We start from the raw sequence: 14,793 nt of genomic DNA, 5'->3' as shown, positions 1-14,793 counted from the left end.
TTCAGAAAAACGTTTTTGTTCGTAAAAAGGACTATCATAAATATACGATGAAAAAGATTAAGACTTAGGATTATTAGTTCATGTTAGTTATAGATATTTGCCAATGGTGGATAGTTTGTTGAGTATAGGGGAAAAGCTATTCAACAATCAAAAAGAAATTATTAAAATTAGGAGAAAGGTGGTATGAAATATGAAAATCCGTAAGATCGATCATGTGGGGATAATCGTCAATGATCTTCCAGCAGCAAAAGCATTTTTCCTTGAATTTGGCCTTGAGATGCTAGGGGAAGGAAAAGTGGAGGGTGAGTGGGTAAAGAGGATGGAGCGGATAATAGGGCTTCAAGACGTTAAAGAGGAAACGGCAATATGGCGACTATCGGATAGTGACGCAAATTTAGAAATAGTAATGTTGCGAACGCCAGATGGTGATACAAATATTGAACTAGTAAAATTTAACGCGCCAACAAATGAAATAGGGATACGGCATCCTTTAGCAAATACGCTGGGTATCCAGCATATTGCCTTTGCTGTTGAAGATATTGAAGCCCTTGTTACCAAATTGACAAAGAAAGGCGCAGAACTAATTGGTGAGATATCTAACTATGAAAATGCTTATAAATTATGCTACGTTCGCGGACCAGAAGGAATTATTTTGGAGCTGGCTGAGGAAATTAAATAGAAAACCCAAGATTTTTTATCAAATTTGAATTGAATAATCTTATTGCTGTTTGCGCATTAGTATCTAACTTTATTGAAACTCTTCTGGGTTATTGTCATTAAACACGGCTGTGTAGAGATAATTAAATAAATGTAAAACTTCTTTCTGTTACTTAATAAGTGAAATAAGAGAACGTGCTTATTTGGGAGAAGCTATTGACATTTATCCAAATAAATCATTGCGTTTTTTCCATTGTTTACCCTTTTCATACAAACTATAATAGTGCTGTAAATGATAATCATTTTCAATTAAAGATAAAAAGGAAAGGGGTAATAAATGTGAAAAAGCTTCTACGAAAGCAATTTATACTATGGGGAGGGAGTTTCCTTCTGTTACTGTTGATGCTATCGGCATGCAGTAATTCTAATGACAGTGCGTCTGATGCGCAGGGTAAGGAAAATGGGAAAACAGCTCAATCTGATGTGCAAGCAGAGGAAAGTGAGACAACGGTTCAATATACAACGATTACAGGCGAACAAGTTGAAATACCCGCAGATCCAAAACGAGTAGTTTATATTGGTCAGACGACGGGTGATTTCTTGGCGATGGATATTCCCCTTGTTGGTAATAATCTTCCTCAAGATCCTGCAAGTTACTATGGAGATAAACTTGAAGGCATCGTTGATATTGGAAATCCTGCTAACTTAGAGACGATTCTGACTTTAAAACCTGATCTGATTATTAATGGTTATTACAAGTCCGATCCAAATCTTAACGAGGAATTGTCAAAAATCGCAACGACTATTCCCTTTAACCCAGCTCTTCCTTATACAGAACGTGTAAAGGAGATGGGCAATATCTCGGGTAAACAGGAAGAAGTGGGTAAAATGATTGCTAAGTTTGAAACGCAATCTAAAGAAATGTTTGATAAGCTTCAATTAGCAAAAGGGGAGACCGCAACGGTATTCTACCAGTTAGGTAAAATACTTTATGTTATGGGCGATCGTAACTTTGGCGCCATTATATATGGAGAAAACGGTTTTGCCGTCCCACCAGCTGTACAGAAGAATATTATTGATGTAGAAGGGGTATCTTTCCTTGAGGTTTCCGAAGAGGTGCTTCCAGAGTTTGCTGGTGATCATTTGTTTGTCATTGTACAAGAGGATGGTGAAAGTGAAGCAGAGGCGGATCGACTACTACAAAGCCCAATATGGGGAACTTTACCTGCAGTCAAAAAGGGAAATGTTTATGTTGTTCCTAATGAATGGAATACAGATAATTTATTAGCTTTGGAGCAATTGTATAAAAAGTTACCAGAATGGATGCACAAACAGTAAAAATTGTATTTACCTAATCAATTTTTTAAACTGTTTGTATTTTAAAATAGTACATACTCGAACAATAGTTGATAGAGGGTCATTATATGTTACAATAACGATAATGAGAATCATTTTCAATGGTTGGAGAGTTGCTTATGAATCTAGCACCCCTATATATTAGGCTACAACATTATGAACGATTTCAAGTTGATCAAATAATGCTAGCTAGTAGCTACAATGAGGGAATAAAGGATAATGAAATAAATGTATGCGCATTATTAATAGCACTGAGTCATGGCATACGGCTGTATGTAGACAAAATGGCTATTGATCTACGACAAGGAAGCTGCGTTCTAATTTTACCTACACAAAGCTACACTGTAGAATCAAGTAACAAAGAGGCACAGCTGGCACACTTTACCTTTGAAACTTTTAAAGTGGAAGGGATGACGTTGAATCAGGTTGCCCATCCACCCCTACTTTGTGGTTATCCCTATAATCTGTTATTTTCTCAAGTCAAGCAAGTATTAGGAAATGAAGCATGGATAAATAATCAGTTTTGTTCCTCTCTATCCACATCAGGAATGGCGATGATGCAAGGTAGACTTCAGCAGATACTAGCTATGATGGTCCAGTTAGATGAGCAAGCTAACGAGTTGTTGAATGAAGAAAAGATACAATTGGTTCAAAAAACTGTACAGTACATAGAACAGCACTATGATGAGGACTTGACAGTAGAACAACTGGCTAACATGGCTGGAATGGTGAGATGGCAATATAGTCAAAAGTTTAAAACGTTGACTGGCAAAAAGCCGACTGATTATGTGGCTCATTTACGTATAAATCAGGCAAAAGAACTTCTACGTAATACGACCGATCCATTGAGCAAAATAGCTCGACAAATTGGTTTTAAAGATGAATACTATTTCAGTCGGTGCTTTCATAAATTAACTGGAAACACCCCACGTGAATATGCAAACATTCATCTTCATACGCCAGAAAGAACAGTTATTGATTCACTGGGTAGAAGGGTTCTTGTTCCTACAAGTGCAACACGTATTGTGACTGATGGAAAATTTACACTTGGGGAATTACTCGTTCTAGGCATACCCCCTATAGGAGCAGCCATCTCCATCATGAGAGATAACGTGGTTTATCACAATAAATTGCGAAATATTCATAGTATCGGGGATTGGGCAGATCCAGATAAAATAGCACAGCTGCAGCCAGAGTTCATATTGCTTAGCTATTATCCGCAAGACTTGCAGGAACTGGATGCGCTTGCTCCAACTGTTGTACTGGACAAGAAGTTTAGATTGTTTGAGCGGTTACGATATATCGCTAAACTAGTTGAGCGGAGTAAAGCGGCGGAGAAGTGGATTACTACATATGAGGACAAAGTAAGAATGGTACGTAGGCAATTAGTGGATGCTTATGTTGCTGGAGAGACGGCTACGGTTTATCTCAAGCTTGGTGTAAAATTTTACGTTATGTGTCAGACCGGATTGGCTGCTAGCTTGTATGAATCACTTGGCTTCCGTCCAACTCCCAAAGTAATGCACCTAATTGAGCAAGGGCAAGCATGGATAGAAATCCAGCAGCATCAAATAAATCACTATGCTGGAGAACGTAATTTTATCTTGGCTTCTCCTCAAGAACTACAAACGATTACTCAATGTCCACAGATCGTCACTTTAGCCAAGTTAACTCCTGGTAAGACTCATTTCGTAGATTTTACATGGAATCATTGTGACCCTATCACACGTGAACGGTTGTTAGATGTGCTACCATCTATTTTCAAAAAGAACATTATTTGATAAGCAGAAGAAATAAAATTGCTGTAAAACTCGATCCATTAGCTATGGTTCGAGTTTTTTCCATTAATATTCAAATAGCGTACAAATAAACTAGTACAGAGAAAATAATACTACTAGAAAAAAGTTTGTTTAAAAATATCCTGGTATAAAATTTATATGAAATTTCTGGTATAATTACATATATCTATATTAATTTTAAGGAGTGATTTTGTGAAGAAGTTATTGATAATAACAAGTTATTTAGGATTTTTTATATTAGGAGGTTTGACGTTTACGTACTTCTCAACTACGGAAGCGGCAAGCGACTTGAAAAAGATCAGCGTGTATCAGGATCCAATCAATTACTATGTCAATAAGGTTGAAAAAGTGCCGCAAAAAGGTCAATCTGGATTTAATTATCAAGGTACAATATATGTTCCAATGCGCTTTGTTGCGGAATCTTTAGGTGAAAAGGTAACATGGGACGGAAAAACAAAATCCGTTTATATTGGTGAGGTTCCCCAATTCACCTCTTTGAAAGATATAAAACCTATTGGGCGTGATGAGGACCCATTGTTCCATAATCCAAGTTCTATCGTAATTCATACGGGTGAAAAGTTTGAGCGTTCTTATCAACTTGGTGGTTACCATGGGGGCGGTGCTGTTCAAGACCATACAGCGGAATACTTAGCCAATGGAAATTACAAAGGATTCGAAACCAATTTGGCACCAATTAAAAAGTTAGCAGCTAACTCTTTCGGAGTAGGTTTCTTGAAAATTTACGCAGATGGTAAATTGATTTATGATAGTGGAGCAATCAAAGACAAGGTAAAGGTTCATGTTAATTTAGATGGAGCTTCAAAAGTGAAATTTGAACTTGAAGGTAGTGGTTTAGGTATATTAGATCCTAAATTTATTCAATAAACTATACACAAGTAAGACGATGACATAAATAGCTGTCATCGTCTTATTTATTTGCGTGAACGGCATTAACTACGTCGCATTACGTAGCTTATAGATAACTATTTCGACATAACTTTAATGGTAATACAATTTTGTTAATTTTTTCACATTTAAGTATAATATAGTTGTTATTTATATGGTATAATTTCAAGCGGTGTTGATACATAAAATAGGAGATAGGAGAGAAAAGAGTATGATGAAAAAGATGATGAAACGAACAAGTGCAGTATTGCTTGGTGCTTCGTTAATGCTGACAACGGTTGTACCTGTGATTCATGCTGAAGAGCAATTACAGCCTCAAGTTCCATCGATTAGTCCGTGGGCTATTGAAACATTAAATGAGGGAGAAAAATATGGTATTTTCCCTATGGAATGGTATTACGATGGTTTCCTTGAAGAAATTTCGGTGGATAAAGTAAATGAATTACTAGCTTTGACAGAAAAGAAAATTGCTACTCTAGGTTTAGCTGAAAATAAACAATACAAGCCAGTGAGTGTAAAGAACGATAATACACGTGGTGATATTGTGAAGCGCATGTACAATATCGTAGCACGCTATGATTTACCTGTTGGCAAAGATGCCATTCAATTTATGAAAGAACAAAATATATTACAAGGTTCTCCAAACGGACTGCATTTAGAAAAAAAAGCAACAACACAGCAGGCTGTTATACTAGCTGTTCGTTTCATTAAAAGTACATATGCCCTTGCAGAACAAGGATCGAAGGGGGTGGCCTGGGTTGTAGAGGATGAGGATACGACTGTGTACTTATTAGGATCCATCCATCTAGGCACACCAGACTTATATCCTTTCGATAAAAAATTAGTAACAGCGTTCAATGAATCGGATGCGCTATTAGTTGAGGCAAATATTTTGGATACAAAAGCACTTGAATATTATTCAGAAAAGGCACTGTATACAGAAGGTAAAACATTGAAAGATGCTGTGGCACCAGAAACATATGCAAAGCTTGAGCAAGTTGCAAAGCTTTACGATCTTCCGATGGATCAGCTGACAATGCAAAAGCCTTGGATGCTATCTAGTGCGTTATCAATGCTGGCAATGGACGATTCCTTTGGATTGACGCCACAAGAGATGACGATGCATGGTATTGATGTATACTTCTTATTGAATGCACAGTTGCAACAAAAGCCAGTCATTGAATTAGAAGGAGTAAAAGCACAAGTTGATATGTTTGATGCATTATCACCAGAAGCACAGGAGCAGTCATTAGTCGCAGTGTTGGATAGTATCATCAGTCCTTCTGATGAAAATCAATCAAAAATTCTTAAAGAGTGGTTTACAAGCTGGAATAAAGGGAATGTTGAGGAGTTCGCAAAAAGCTTCCAAGCAATGGAAGGTACATCATCAGAATTCAATAAAATGCTATTTGGTTTACGTGATGAACAAATGGCAAAGAAAATCATGAATGTACTTGAAGAAAAAGAAGGTAAGTACTTTGTTGTAGTTGGTTCTGGTCACTTCCTAGTCGATAAAAATATTCGCTATCACTTGGAGAAAAGCGGATACAATGTAAAACCATTTTATCAATAAAGAAAAACTAAAAAGGCAACCCAAAGCTATGGACCTAGCTAAGGGTTGCTATTTTTAGTTGCACCAAAATCCCTCAATAGATATGATTGTCTAAAAGAGTACTTTTATGTAAAAAATGACCAAAAATCTATTTTTGAGAGCTAGAAGGGAGACCTATGCGCATTATTAGGAAATATCGTCTCATTCTGTTTGGCTTTGGTTTTTCATATTTAGGAAATTGGGTAAATCTTGTTGCGCTCAATTTATTAGTTTGGCATTTGACAGAGTCACCTACTGCCATGGCTAGTATATTTATTGTAGGGCCAATCGCTCGTATTTTAACCAGCTTTTTTGCAGGCTCTATTATTGATCGATCCAATAAACAAAAATTAATGATCTATAGTGACATCATTCGCGGGATACTGATTTTATTGTTACCATTTACGTCTTCTATTTGGCTTATTTATGGCGTATTATTTTTATCTAATATAGCGAGTAGCTTTTTTGGACCAAGTAGTACCTATTATATTGCAAAATATGTGCCAGACAAAGATAAACAATCCTTTAATGCCATTCTAGGAATGTTTAGCTCAGGTTCATTTTTAATTGGGCCTGCACTGGCTGGGTTTATCATTGCTTTATCAGATGTATCCGTAGCAATTTGGTTTAATGCTTTAACGTTCTTTGTATGTGCATTGGCCATTTTCAAGCTTCCAGTAGTAGACGGTCGTCAGGACATGCACCGACAACGGCTTACCTGGCAGATGCTAAAAGAGGATTATGGTATTGTCTATGCCTATATTAAAAAGGAGCGAGCCTTTGCCAAAGTTTTTCTCTATTTTCAAGGTGCTTTAATGATTGCTTTTGCATTAGATTCACAGGAAGCTACATTTATTAAACAGAACTTACAAGCCTCAGATAGTCTATATGGTGTAATGGTTAGTATTGCAGGGATTGGGGCGATTATCGGTGGAGCAATGGCTGCTCGGTATGCTAAAAGGTTTTCAACTAGACAATATATTATTTATGGTCTGCTTTTGACAACGATTTGCTACACCTTATTTTATTTATCACCGAATGTAGCAATGGGGACCATTAGTTTTATTGCCTTAGGGATATGTATGTCATTTTGTAATGCGGGATACAGTACATTTTATCAATTGAGTGTGCCATCAGCCATTATGGGTCGCTTCGGCAGTGTTTCCACAATGGGCGTAAATATGCTACAGATTGTCTTTACGTTAGCTTTAGGCATATTAGCGGACTGGCTTTCGCTACAGTTAGTATGTATTGTATTTGGTATCTTAGCTATTTTTATTTCTCTACTTTTATATGTATTTATGCATTCAAAGTCTGCCTATGAGGGTTTGAAGGAAGAGATTGTTTAGAATGTAATCCCTGCGTTTTAATGATAGATGAACCGAACATTGAATAGGAGCACTTTTGATAGTACTTACTATAGAGAGTTCGGTTCAACTAATAGCTTTAGTTAAAGATACTCATTATAGAATGTGGCTAATTTTTCAACAGCAATTTGAACAGGTTCTGGTTGATCGTATAAATCATAGTGACTTGCCCCTTCAACGACAAGTAAATCTTTATTCTGTGAAGCTGCTCTTTTATATAGCTCATGACCATCTTTATATGACCCGAATGCCCCTTGTACACTACCAATAATAATTTGTAACGGCTGAGTTAGTAATTCCTCAACTAAATGAAAAGCATCAAAACCAATGACAGATCCCATACTTGTAAAGTTTAACTTATTCGGAGAGTTTGGACTTTGACCTCTTGGGGTTGTGTAATAATCAACTGCTTCTATAATATCAATATCAGTAATCCCAGCTTGCTCTAGCGCTGCTTGGTTTTTAGGAATCCAATTTGTTATCATGGACTCGGCGCCCCGAGCTTCAGCAGTACGCTGTTGACCGATTGCCTCTAACGCTTTAATAGGATCACTTTCACGATTTAATCGACCAATATTTGCACCAACGACTGTACCAACCGCTTTAATGCGGCGTTCTGTCATTGCTGCATTCACTGCATAACCTCCTCCAGCACAAACCCCTAAGACACCAATACGGTTTTTATCTACATACGCAAGTGTAGTCAAGTAATCTACCGCACAACGAATATCTTCAACACGTGCAGCTGGTTCTTCTATATATCGAGGCTCTCCTTCACTTTCTCCTTGATAGGAGGCATCAAATGCAATTGTGACATAGCCTAACTCTGCTAGCTTCTCAGCATAGAGACCTGCTGTTTGATCTTTACAGCTACTACCTGGATGTACACAAACGATGGCAGGGTTTGATTCCTTTTCGTTAGCTTTCCCCGGTAAGTATAAAATACCAGCAAGCTTTATTCCCCTTGCATTGAATCTTACATTATTCTTTGTAACTGTCATATGAAGACCACCTTTATACGTTTTATATACACTTGTGAGTTTTATTACACTCGTGTATATTTATAATAATAAAGACAGGTAGTCACAACAATGACCATATTCAAGCAATTGTGTGTTATGACACATAAAATGAAAACTGTGTATTAAAACGTGGAGGTTTTAACGTGGAAAAAATGGATAGAAGAAAAACGAAATCTCAACAGGCGATACAATCCTCATTTTTAGCAATGTTGATAAATGAAGGTTTTGATGATATTACTGTAAAAAATATAAGTGAAAAAGCGGACATCGGAAGAAAAACATTTTATCTTCATTACACAGATAAATATGATTTATTAGACAAAATTGTTGAGGATCATTTAGCATGTCTGAGAGAAATATGTGATCAGAAGAAAGAGAAGGGATTTATAGAAGGAACCGTTATATGGTTTACCTACTTTCAGCAGCACAAGCTTTTTTTTGCATCGTTATTTAGAAGTGAAAGTACACTCTCATTTCGAAAAAAATTATTAGTCTTTATTATGGGAGAAATCGATAAGAAATTAGATGTAAATGCTCCTTCAAATCAGGGGATTGATAAACATATTATCTTAAAGTTTTTAGGAACAGCTGTCTTAGGTGTTTTAGAGTCTTATGTTTTAGAAGAGGTCGATGGTGATATCGAATTAGTAGCAAAACAAGTAGGAAGATTAGTGAAAAGAAATTTATAAATGCCTGTTTCACTGTTCAAAAAAGAAACAATGCAAGTAGATAAACCCTGCTCTTTCATTAGAGCAGGGTTATCGTGTTGGATCTTTAAAGTGAAGTAACGGCTTTTTCCAAAAAGATGAACCTTTTCTAGTAGTCATTTGTTTATAAAGTAGAACAATCAGAAAGGAGTGCCTTAGATTGACAGAACGTGAATTATTCGATGCATACAACAAAGATGTCTACCGTACCTGCTATTACATGCTACGGAACACCCAAGATGCAGAGGACCTCTGCCATGACGTATTTGTCACCGTTTTTCGTCAAGATTGGAGGGATGTTGAGCATACGCGTGCTTGGATTTTACGAATTGCAATGAATCAATGCTTAAATATGCTTAAAAGAAAACAGGCACAGTTAAAAAAACAAAGTCAGATTCTATTGCTTCATGAGCAAACTACAGAATCAGTTAAATCTGTAGACACCATTGTATTGGAAAAGGTAGCGGAGGAAGAATGGGAGGGGCTATTTAAGCAATTACCTGAAAAATTAATGGCTGTCGTCACCCTTCGCTATATCGGTGAGCTATCGTTAGCTGAAATTGCTGAAGCTCTAGGGATTCCAGTGGGTACAGTGAAATCGAGACTTCATAAGGCATTGAAAATAATGCGCAAAAAGTTGGAACAAAATCAAAACCTATCGTTGAAGGGAGAGAAACAATTTGGAACGCATTGAAAAGAAGCTTAACAATGAAATGAAGGCAGACCATAACATGTCGTATCCTGACTTTGATCAAATGTGGAATAGTATCCAGCAGGATAAGTTAAAGATTGCAGATGAACCCATCGAACTTCGACCTCGTAAAAGAAAAAGATTTGTTTTGGTTGCGGGACTAGCTGTCGCTTTAATGGCTACACCCGTCTATGCAGCACTGAATTATGATTGGTCCAATATTCTTTCTTATAGAGCTGGTATTCAGTCTGCATTAGAACAAGGCTTAGGGCAGACGATTGAACAATCTGTTACGAAGGAAGGGTTCACGCTAACTGTACATACAGCGTTTATCGATGATAACAGAACATTTCTGCTATATAGTTTGAAACCTGAAGCATCTTGGGATGGAAAGAATGTGAGCTTTGATCAAATTGGACTTCAAGATTCTAATGGCGATTTTATTAAAGGGAATTACTCACATCGATGGAATGAAGATCTTGGTCTTTTCCAAGGGTATTTTGAGACAGACTGGGTAGCAGATGATCAGAAATCGGACATTAAATTTTTAATGAAGAACATTCATTCCATAGGTGATGAAGAACTGCCTATTCCTTACAACCCTAATGACTCTCATACGCAGAATTTCGCTATTCAAAAGGATGGAATCGGCAATGTAATTCTACAAACCTTTGAACAATCAGAAGGGAAAGTAATGCTTCAGTCAGCGGTTAAATTTACAGATTCTGAAATGAAGAACAAATGGGTACGTATCAAGGCTATTGATGATAAAAATCAGCCTATTAAAGAAGAGGAAACACCTGTATTTGGAACTCCTGGTGCAACAGGTGAATACTTTAGTCAGCAAATTTTCACATCACACAACTTACGAGCGAAAGGTACAAAGTTCCAACTAACTTATGAACATACATTAAATATTGCAAAGGATAGTTGGAATATAGAGATGAAGTTATCCAAAGAAGAATTGAAGAAGGGGTCATTTAAAAAAGTAGTCAATATTCCTTTAGAAAATGCATCTGAGGGGATAAAAATTCATGAAATGAAAGTTACTCCAACACAAGTACGTTTAATACTGACACATAAGGAGAAATATGCATATATTCCTTACATTGATTATCAGCTGGATATTGGAGGAGTATTTTTGGATGGAGGGAGATGGGATATAGAAAAAGATCCGTATAAAACAGAGCTTCGTTTTGAATTGACGGGAGTGGATGTGTCCTCGTTGTCGAATCAATCTGTGACATTGGTAGCTAAACATCGTGTTGATGTAAAAGACGGTGATCAACAACCGATTCGGTTAACTGACATATCAGAGAAACCTCAAAGTAAGACATCTACGATTGGAGAGTATTCAATAACGTGGACTTACTATAAGAAAGATAGCAACCTCTACGTTGAATCCTTTAGCACTGATCCTACATTTGGTGGTGTCTCTCAAACCTATTATCTAGATCATAAAGATCGTAACTATGGAATGCCTCTGATTGCTAAAATACTTGGTAATGGGAATAATAAGCACGTGGATGAGTATAAGAACTTCAAGGATAAAGAGCTCGATATTTATATTTGGAAATATACTACGAATGATCCAGATGCAGAGCTACGTGTGCCGCTTACATCTGGGAAATAATAAATACTTAAAGTATGATAGTCTAACCCCATCTATTTGGCTCATCAGTATTCAAATAGATAGGGGTTTTTATTTTCTTGTAAAGATAAAACGGCTTTACATAAAAATAAATTTATCATATAGTTTAGTTAACTTAAATAAATTATTGTACAGGAGAAGACATATGACCTCTAATGAAAAAACACAAAAATCCTTTGCTTATAAGCTTGGAATAGGCATTATTATTTTTTCCCTTTCACTGTGGTTAATCCCAATCATTACACCATTCACACCGATACCTACAAAAGTAAAAGCAGGTATAATACCAGGAAGTATTATAGTTGCTGAAATCATGTTTTGGCTGGGTGCTTTACTTGTTGGGAAAGAAGTAGCGAACAAATTTAAAAGCTATCTAAATCCTAAAAAATGGCGTGAAAAAGGTGATACTCAAAAAAATGAAGACTAACAATGTAGCGGAGCAAATTAATCAAACGATAGAAGATATTTGGATCATCCTTGAGAAAATGGAAAGGGCCTATACTAAATTCTCCTTAAATAATCAGCAATATGTTCTTTTAACATTAGTGATTCGACATCCATCCTGCTCACCTTCGGAACTAGCTGAAAAAATGGCAATTACGAAAAGTGCAGTGAGTCAGCAGTTAGCAAAGCTTGAAAAGGATGGCTACATTACAAAAAAGCAGCATGTTGAAGATAAGCGAGCATTTTCTATAGAATTAGGTGAAAAGGGATTACTTTATCAACAAGAAGTGGAAGCATTTAACCAACAGATTACTGAAAAATACCATGCCTATTTATCATCTGACGAGCTAGCCGAAATGTTAGACACTCTTGAAAAATTAAACATAATACTGCATAAATTTTAGTGAAATGTTACATTTTAACACCCGTGTTTATAGTAACCCTTAATATTAAAGGGGGAATAAACATGACCATTAGTCTTCATGAAATCTTTTTAGCAGATGAGAAGACGAGGAAGAAATGAAAGCATTTATATTTTAAGTTTTAGGGCATATAGTCATTCATTAGGCTATATGCTTTTTTGGTGTTTGCAGGTAACTATCTTCTCAGGTTAACTAAAAGGAAATTTTTACTTGCAAATAACTGTAAATGTGTATATATTGTATATAAAGTATATATACAATATTTCAAAAGAGGTATTTGCATGCAAATTATTATTTCTAACAGTTCAAAAGAGCCTATTTATGAACAAATATATGCACAAATCAAAAAACGAATCTTAACGGGTGAATTACAAGAGGGCCAACCATTACCCTCCATGCGTCAACTAGCAAAAGATTTGGAAATTAGTGTCATCACAACAAAGCGTGCTTATGAAGAACTTGAAAAAAACGGCTTTATTTACTCTATTGTTGGGAAAGGCTCGTTCATCTCTGAACAAAATACAGAAATGATGAAGGAAAGAAAAATGAAGGCCATTGAGGAAAAGTTGTTGGTGGCGATTCAAAATGCGAAGGAAATGAATATTAGCTTAATAGAGTTAAAGGAAATGCTTACTTTATTGTATACGGAGGATGAGTGATGGAAAATGTTATTGAATTACAGCATATACAAAAATCCTTTAATGGGTTTGAAATAAAGGATCTTTCGATCAAAGTTAAAAAGGGTTTTGTGACAGGGTTTATTGGTGGAAATGGGGCAGGAAAATCGACGACGATTAAAATGATTATGAATTTAATGCAGCAGGATAGCGGGACTATCTCTATTTTTGGTAAGCCCTATAAGGGAAACGAAAAGGAAATAAAAGAACGCATCGGTTTTGTCTATGATGACAATATTTTTTATGAAAATATTACGCTAAAGGATATGAAAAGGATCATTAAACCAGCTTATAAAAACTGGGATGAAAAAACATTTCAACATTATATTAATCAGTTTGAACTGCCATTGAACAAAAATATGAAGACATTCTCAAAGGGGATGAAGATGAAGGCATCATTAGCCATGGCTTTAGCTCATCATGCTGAATTAATCATTATGGATGAGCCAACATCAGGTCTTGATCCTATATTTCGTAGAGAGCTTCTAAATATTTTACATGAGTTAATGCAAGATGAACACAAAACTATATTTTTCTCTACACATATTACAACAGATTTAGATCGTATTGCAGATTATATTACCTTTATTCATAATGGCGAGCATATCTTCACGAAGGAGTTTTATAAAATTGAAGAGGATTACGCTATCGTCAAGGGAACGCTTGAGCTATTAGATCGTGAAACAGAGCAGGAGTTCTTGGCCATTCGCAAAACAAACAGAGGTTTTGAAGCACTGACAGCTCATAAACATAGAGTGGCCACAATATTTGGAGATGCCGTTGTCGTCGAAAAACCTACGCTTGAAGACATTATGTATTATACAAAAAAGGGGAGATAAGGATATGGTGAACCTTATTCTGAAGGATATTTTAATTCAAAAAAACATGCTTATCATCTACATAGCTACTATTATACTTTACTTATTGGTCAGTGTTTCTCCAGTATTTATCGTATTTGTTTATAGTATTGTTTTTATTATGAATGCATTTTCCAGTGATGAAAAAGATAATGCTAATATTTTACTGAATTCATTACCCTATACAAGGAAGGAAATTGTTAGTTCAAAATATATTGGGGCATTCATTTTTACAGGGTTATTTATGTGCTATACGTATCTGCTCGACTTTCTTTTGAACGGGCAAGAAGTATTAGTACTGTGGAAAGAAATACTACTAATTATGGGATTAGTCATGATTGCGATGTCATTTATTCTGCCGATATCCTATCAATTTAAAACAAAGCACTTAGCTATTGTTAGTGTAACTTTATTTGGAATTTATATGGTGATGGTAAATTATTTTGTTCCGGACTTTAATAATCAAGTAAGAGCCCTTGTACAAAAATTTATGGCGGTACAGGAACTACAACTATATCTCATTGCAACAGTCATCATTATTATCTTATATACGGGGTCATGGTTACTGTCTATACGTATTTATGAGCGAAAGGCTTTTTAATGAAAAAACGGCTGAATCCTATTAAGGGACTCAAGCCGTTTTGTA

General features: G+C 36.0%; 15 protein-coding genes. 14 read left to right on the top strand and 1 reads right to left on the bottom strand.

Going from position 1 to position 14,793, the window contains the following annotated elements; all coding sequences use genetic code 11:
• Positions 1-190 precede the first annotated feature (190 nt).
• The 6 genes from CRI88_RS21830 to CRI88_RS21805 all read left to right on the top strand — a co-directional run bounded on the left by CRI88_RS21830 (position 191) and on the right by CRI88_RS21805 (position 7,658).
• Entirely contained in the window at positions 191-679 is a 489-nt protein-coding gene (locus CRI88_RS21830) for a VOC family protein (protein WP_036128833.1), read from the top strand.
• Between the two features lie 317 nt (positions 680-996).
• The gene (locus CRI88_RS21825) at positions 997-1,995 is read left to right on the top strand and encodes an ABC transporter substrate-binding protein (RefSeq protein ID WP_170829870.1); all 999 of its coding nucleotides are present in this window, start codon (positions 997-999) and stop codon (positions 1,993-1,995) included.
• A 137-nt stretch (positions 1,996-2,132) separates the two neighbouring features.
• Complete coding sequence (locus tag CRI88_RS21820) at positions 2,133-3,794, top strand: AraC family transcriptional regulator (protein WP_051891779.1); 1,662 nt, start codon at positions 2,133-2,135, stop codon at positions 3,792-3,794.
• 210 nt (positions 3,795-4,004) lie between these two features.
• On the top strand, positions 4,005-4,697 hold the full coding sequence (locus CRI88_RS21815; protein ID WP_089933677.1) for a stalk domain-containing protein: 693 nt from the start codon (positions 4,005-4,007) through the stop codon (positions 4,695-4,697).
• A gap of 232 nt (positions 4,698-4,929) precedes the next feature.
• Positions 4,930-6,291: a TraB/GumN family protein gene (locus CRI88_RS21810; protein ID WP_082673780.1), complete on the top strand. Its 1,362-nt coding sequence runs from the start codon at positions 4,930-4,932 to the stop codon at positions 6,289-6,291.
• 155 nt (positions 6,292-6,446) lie between these two features.
• Positions 6,447-7,658 (top strand): MFS transporter, encoded by a 1,212-nt coding sequence (locus CRI88_RS21805; protein WP_089933680.1) that lies wholly within the window; start codon positions 6,447-6,449, stop codon positions 7,656-7,658.
• Between the two features lie 101 nt (positions 7,659-7,759).
• Here CRI88_RS21805 and CRI88_RS21800 read toward each other — a convergent pair whose 3' ends face one another.
• Positions 7,760-8,677, bottom strand: a complete 918-nt coding sequence (locus CRI88_RS21800) for an alpha/beta hydrolase (protein ID WP_036128823.1) — start codon at positions 8,675-8,677, stop codon at positions 7,760-7,762.
• A 164-nt stretch (positions 8,678-8,841) separates the two neighbouring features.
• Between CRI88_RS21800 and CRI88_RS21795 the strand changes: the two genes are divergently transcribed.
• From CRI88_RS21795 to CRI88_RS21760, 8 genes are all read left to right on the top strand, one after another.
• Complete coding sequence (locus CRI88_RS21795; RefSeq protein ID WP_036128821.1) at positions 8,842-9,387, top strand: TetR/AcrR family transcriptional regulator; 546 nt, start codon at positions 8,842-8,844, stop codon at positions 9,385-9,387.
• A 178-nt stretch (positions 9,388-9,565) separates the two neighbouring features.
• Positions 9,566-10,099, top strand: coding sequence for an RNA polymerase sigma factor (locus CRI88_RS21790; protein WP_036128819.1), 534 nt, complete (start codon positions 9,566-9,568; stop codon positions 10,097-10,099).
• A complete protein-coding gene (locus tag CRI88_RS21785) occupies positions 10,086-11,729 on the top strand; it encodes a DUF4179 domain-containing protein (RefSeq protein WP_058845231.1) in 1,644 nt (547 codons plus the stop codon). The genes CRI88_RS21790 and CRI88_RS21785 overlap by 14 nt, the downstream gene beginning before the upstream one ends.
• A 163-nt stretch (positions 11,730-11,892) precedes the next feature.
• On the top strand, positions 11,893-12,174 hold the full coding sequence (locus CRI88_RS21780; protein ID WP_036128815.1) for a transporter suffix domain-containing protein: 282 nt from the start codon (positions 11,893-11,895) through the stop codon (positions 12,172-12,174).
• Positions 12,164-12,595: a MarR family winged helix-turn-helix transcriptional regulator gene (locus CRI88_RS21775; protein WP_036128813.1), complete on the top strand. Its 432-nt coding sequence runs from the start codon at positions 12,164-12,166 to the stop codon at positions 12,593-12,595. Before CRI88_RS21780 ends, CRI88_RS21775 begins: the two co-directional genes overlap by 11 nt.
• Before the next feature lie 299 nt (positions 12,596-12,894).
• Positions 12,895-13,272, top strand: coding sequence for a GntR family transcriptional regulator (locus tag CRI88_RS21770; RefSeq protein ID WP_036128812.1), 378 nt, complete (start codon positions 12,895-12,897; stop codon positions 13,270-13,272).
• A complete protein-coding gene (locus CRI88_RS21765) occupies positions 13,272-14,129 on the top strand; it encodes an ABC transporter ATP-binding protein (RefSeq protein WP_058845232.1) in 858 nt (285 codons plus the stop codon). The genes CRI88_RS21770 and CRI88_RS21765 overlap by 1 nt, the downstream gene beginning before the upstream one ends.
• Before the next feature lie 4 nt (positions 14,130-14,133).
• Positions 14,134-14,748 carry an ABC-2 transporter permease gene (locus tag CRI88_RS21760; protein WP_036128808.1) on the top strand — a complete coding sequence of 205 codons (615 nt, stop codon included), beginning with the start codon at positions 14,134-14,136 and terminating at the stop codon, positions 14,746-14,748.
• The last annotated feature ends 45 nt before the right edge of the window (positions 14,749-14,793 follow it).

The sequence above is a fragment of the Lysinibacillus fusiformis genome, assembly GCF_002845985.1.
Taxonomy (GTDB): Bacteria; Bacillota; Bacilli; order Bacillales_A; family Planococcaceae; genus Lysinibacillus; species Lysinibacillus fusiformis_D.
Note: the sequence above shows the minus strand (reverse complement) of the source record. Positions and strands in the feature narration are given on the sequence as shown.

Coding starts and splice junctions, on each gene's coding strand:
- CRI88_RS21830 (WP_036128833.1), top strand. CDS start 191: ATGAAAATCCGTAAGATCGATCATGTGGGGATAATCGTCAATGATCTT.
- CRI88_RS21820 (WP_051891779.1), top strand. CDS start 2,133: ATGAATCTAGCACCCCTATATATTAGGCTACAACATTATGAACGATTT.
- CRI88_RS21810 (WP_082673780.1), top strand. CDS start 4,930: ATGATGAAAAAGATGATGAAACGAACAAGTGCAGTATTGCTTGGTGCT.
- CRI88_RS21805 (WP_089933680.1), top strand. CDS start 6,447: ATGCGCATTATTAGGAAATATCGTCTCATTCTGTTTGGCTTTGGTTTT.
- CRI88_RS21800 (WP_036128823.1), bottom strand. CDS start 8,677: ATGACAGTTACAAAGAATAATGTAAGATTCAATGCAAGGGGAATAAAG.
- CRI88_RS21780 (WP_036128815.1), top strand. CDS start 11,893: ATGACCTCTAATGAAAAAACACAAAAATCCTTTGCTTATAAGCTTGGA.
- CRI88_RS21775 (WP_036128813.1), top strand. CDS start 12,164: ATGAAGACTAACAATGTAGCGGAGCAAATTAATCAAACGATAGAAGAT.
- CRI88_RS21770 (WP_036128812.1), top strand. CDS start 12,895: ATGCAAATTATTATTTCTAACAGTTCAAAAGAGCCTATTTATGAACAA.
- CRI88_RS21765 (WP_058845232.1), top strand. CDS start 13,272: ATGGAAAATGTTATTGAATTACAGCATATACAAAAATCCTTTAATGGG.
- CRI88_RS21760 (WP_036128808.1), top strand. CDS start 14,134: ATGGTGAACCTTATTCTGAAGGATATTTTAATTCAAAAAAACATGCTT.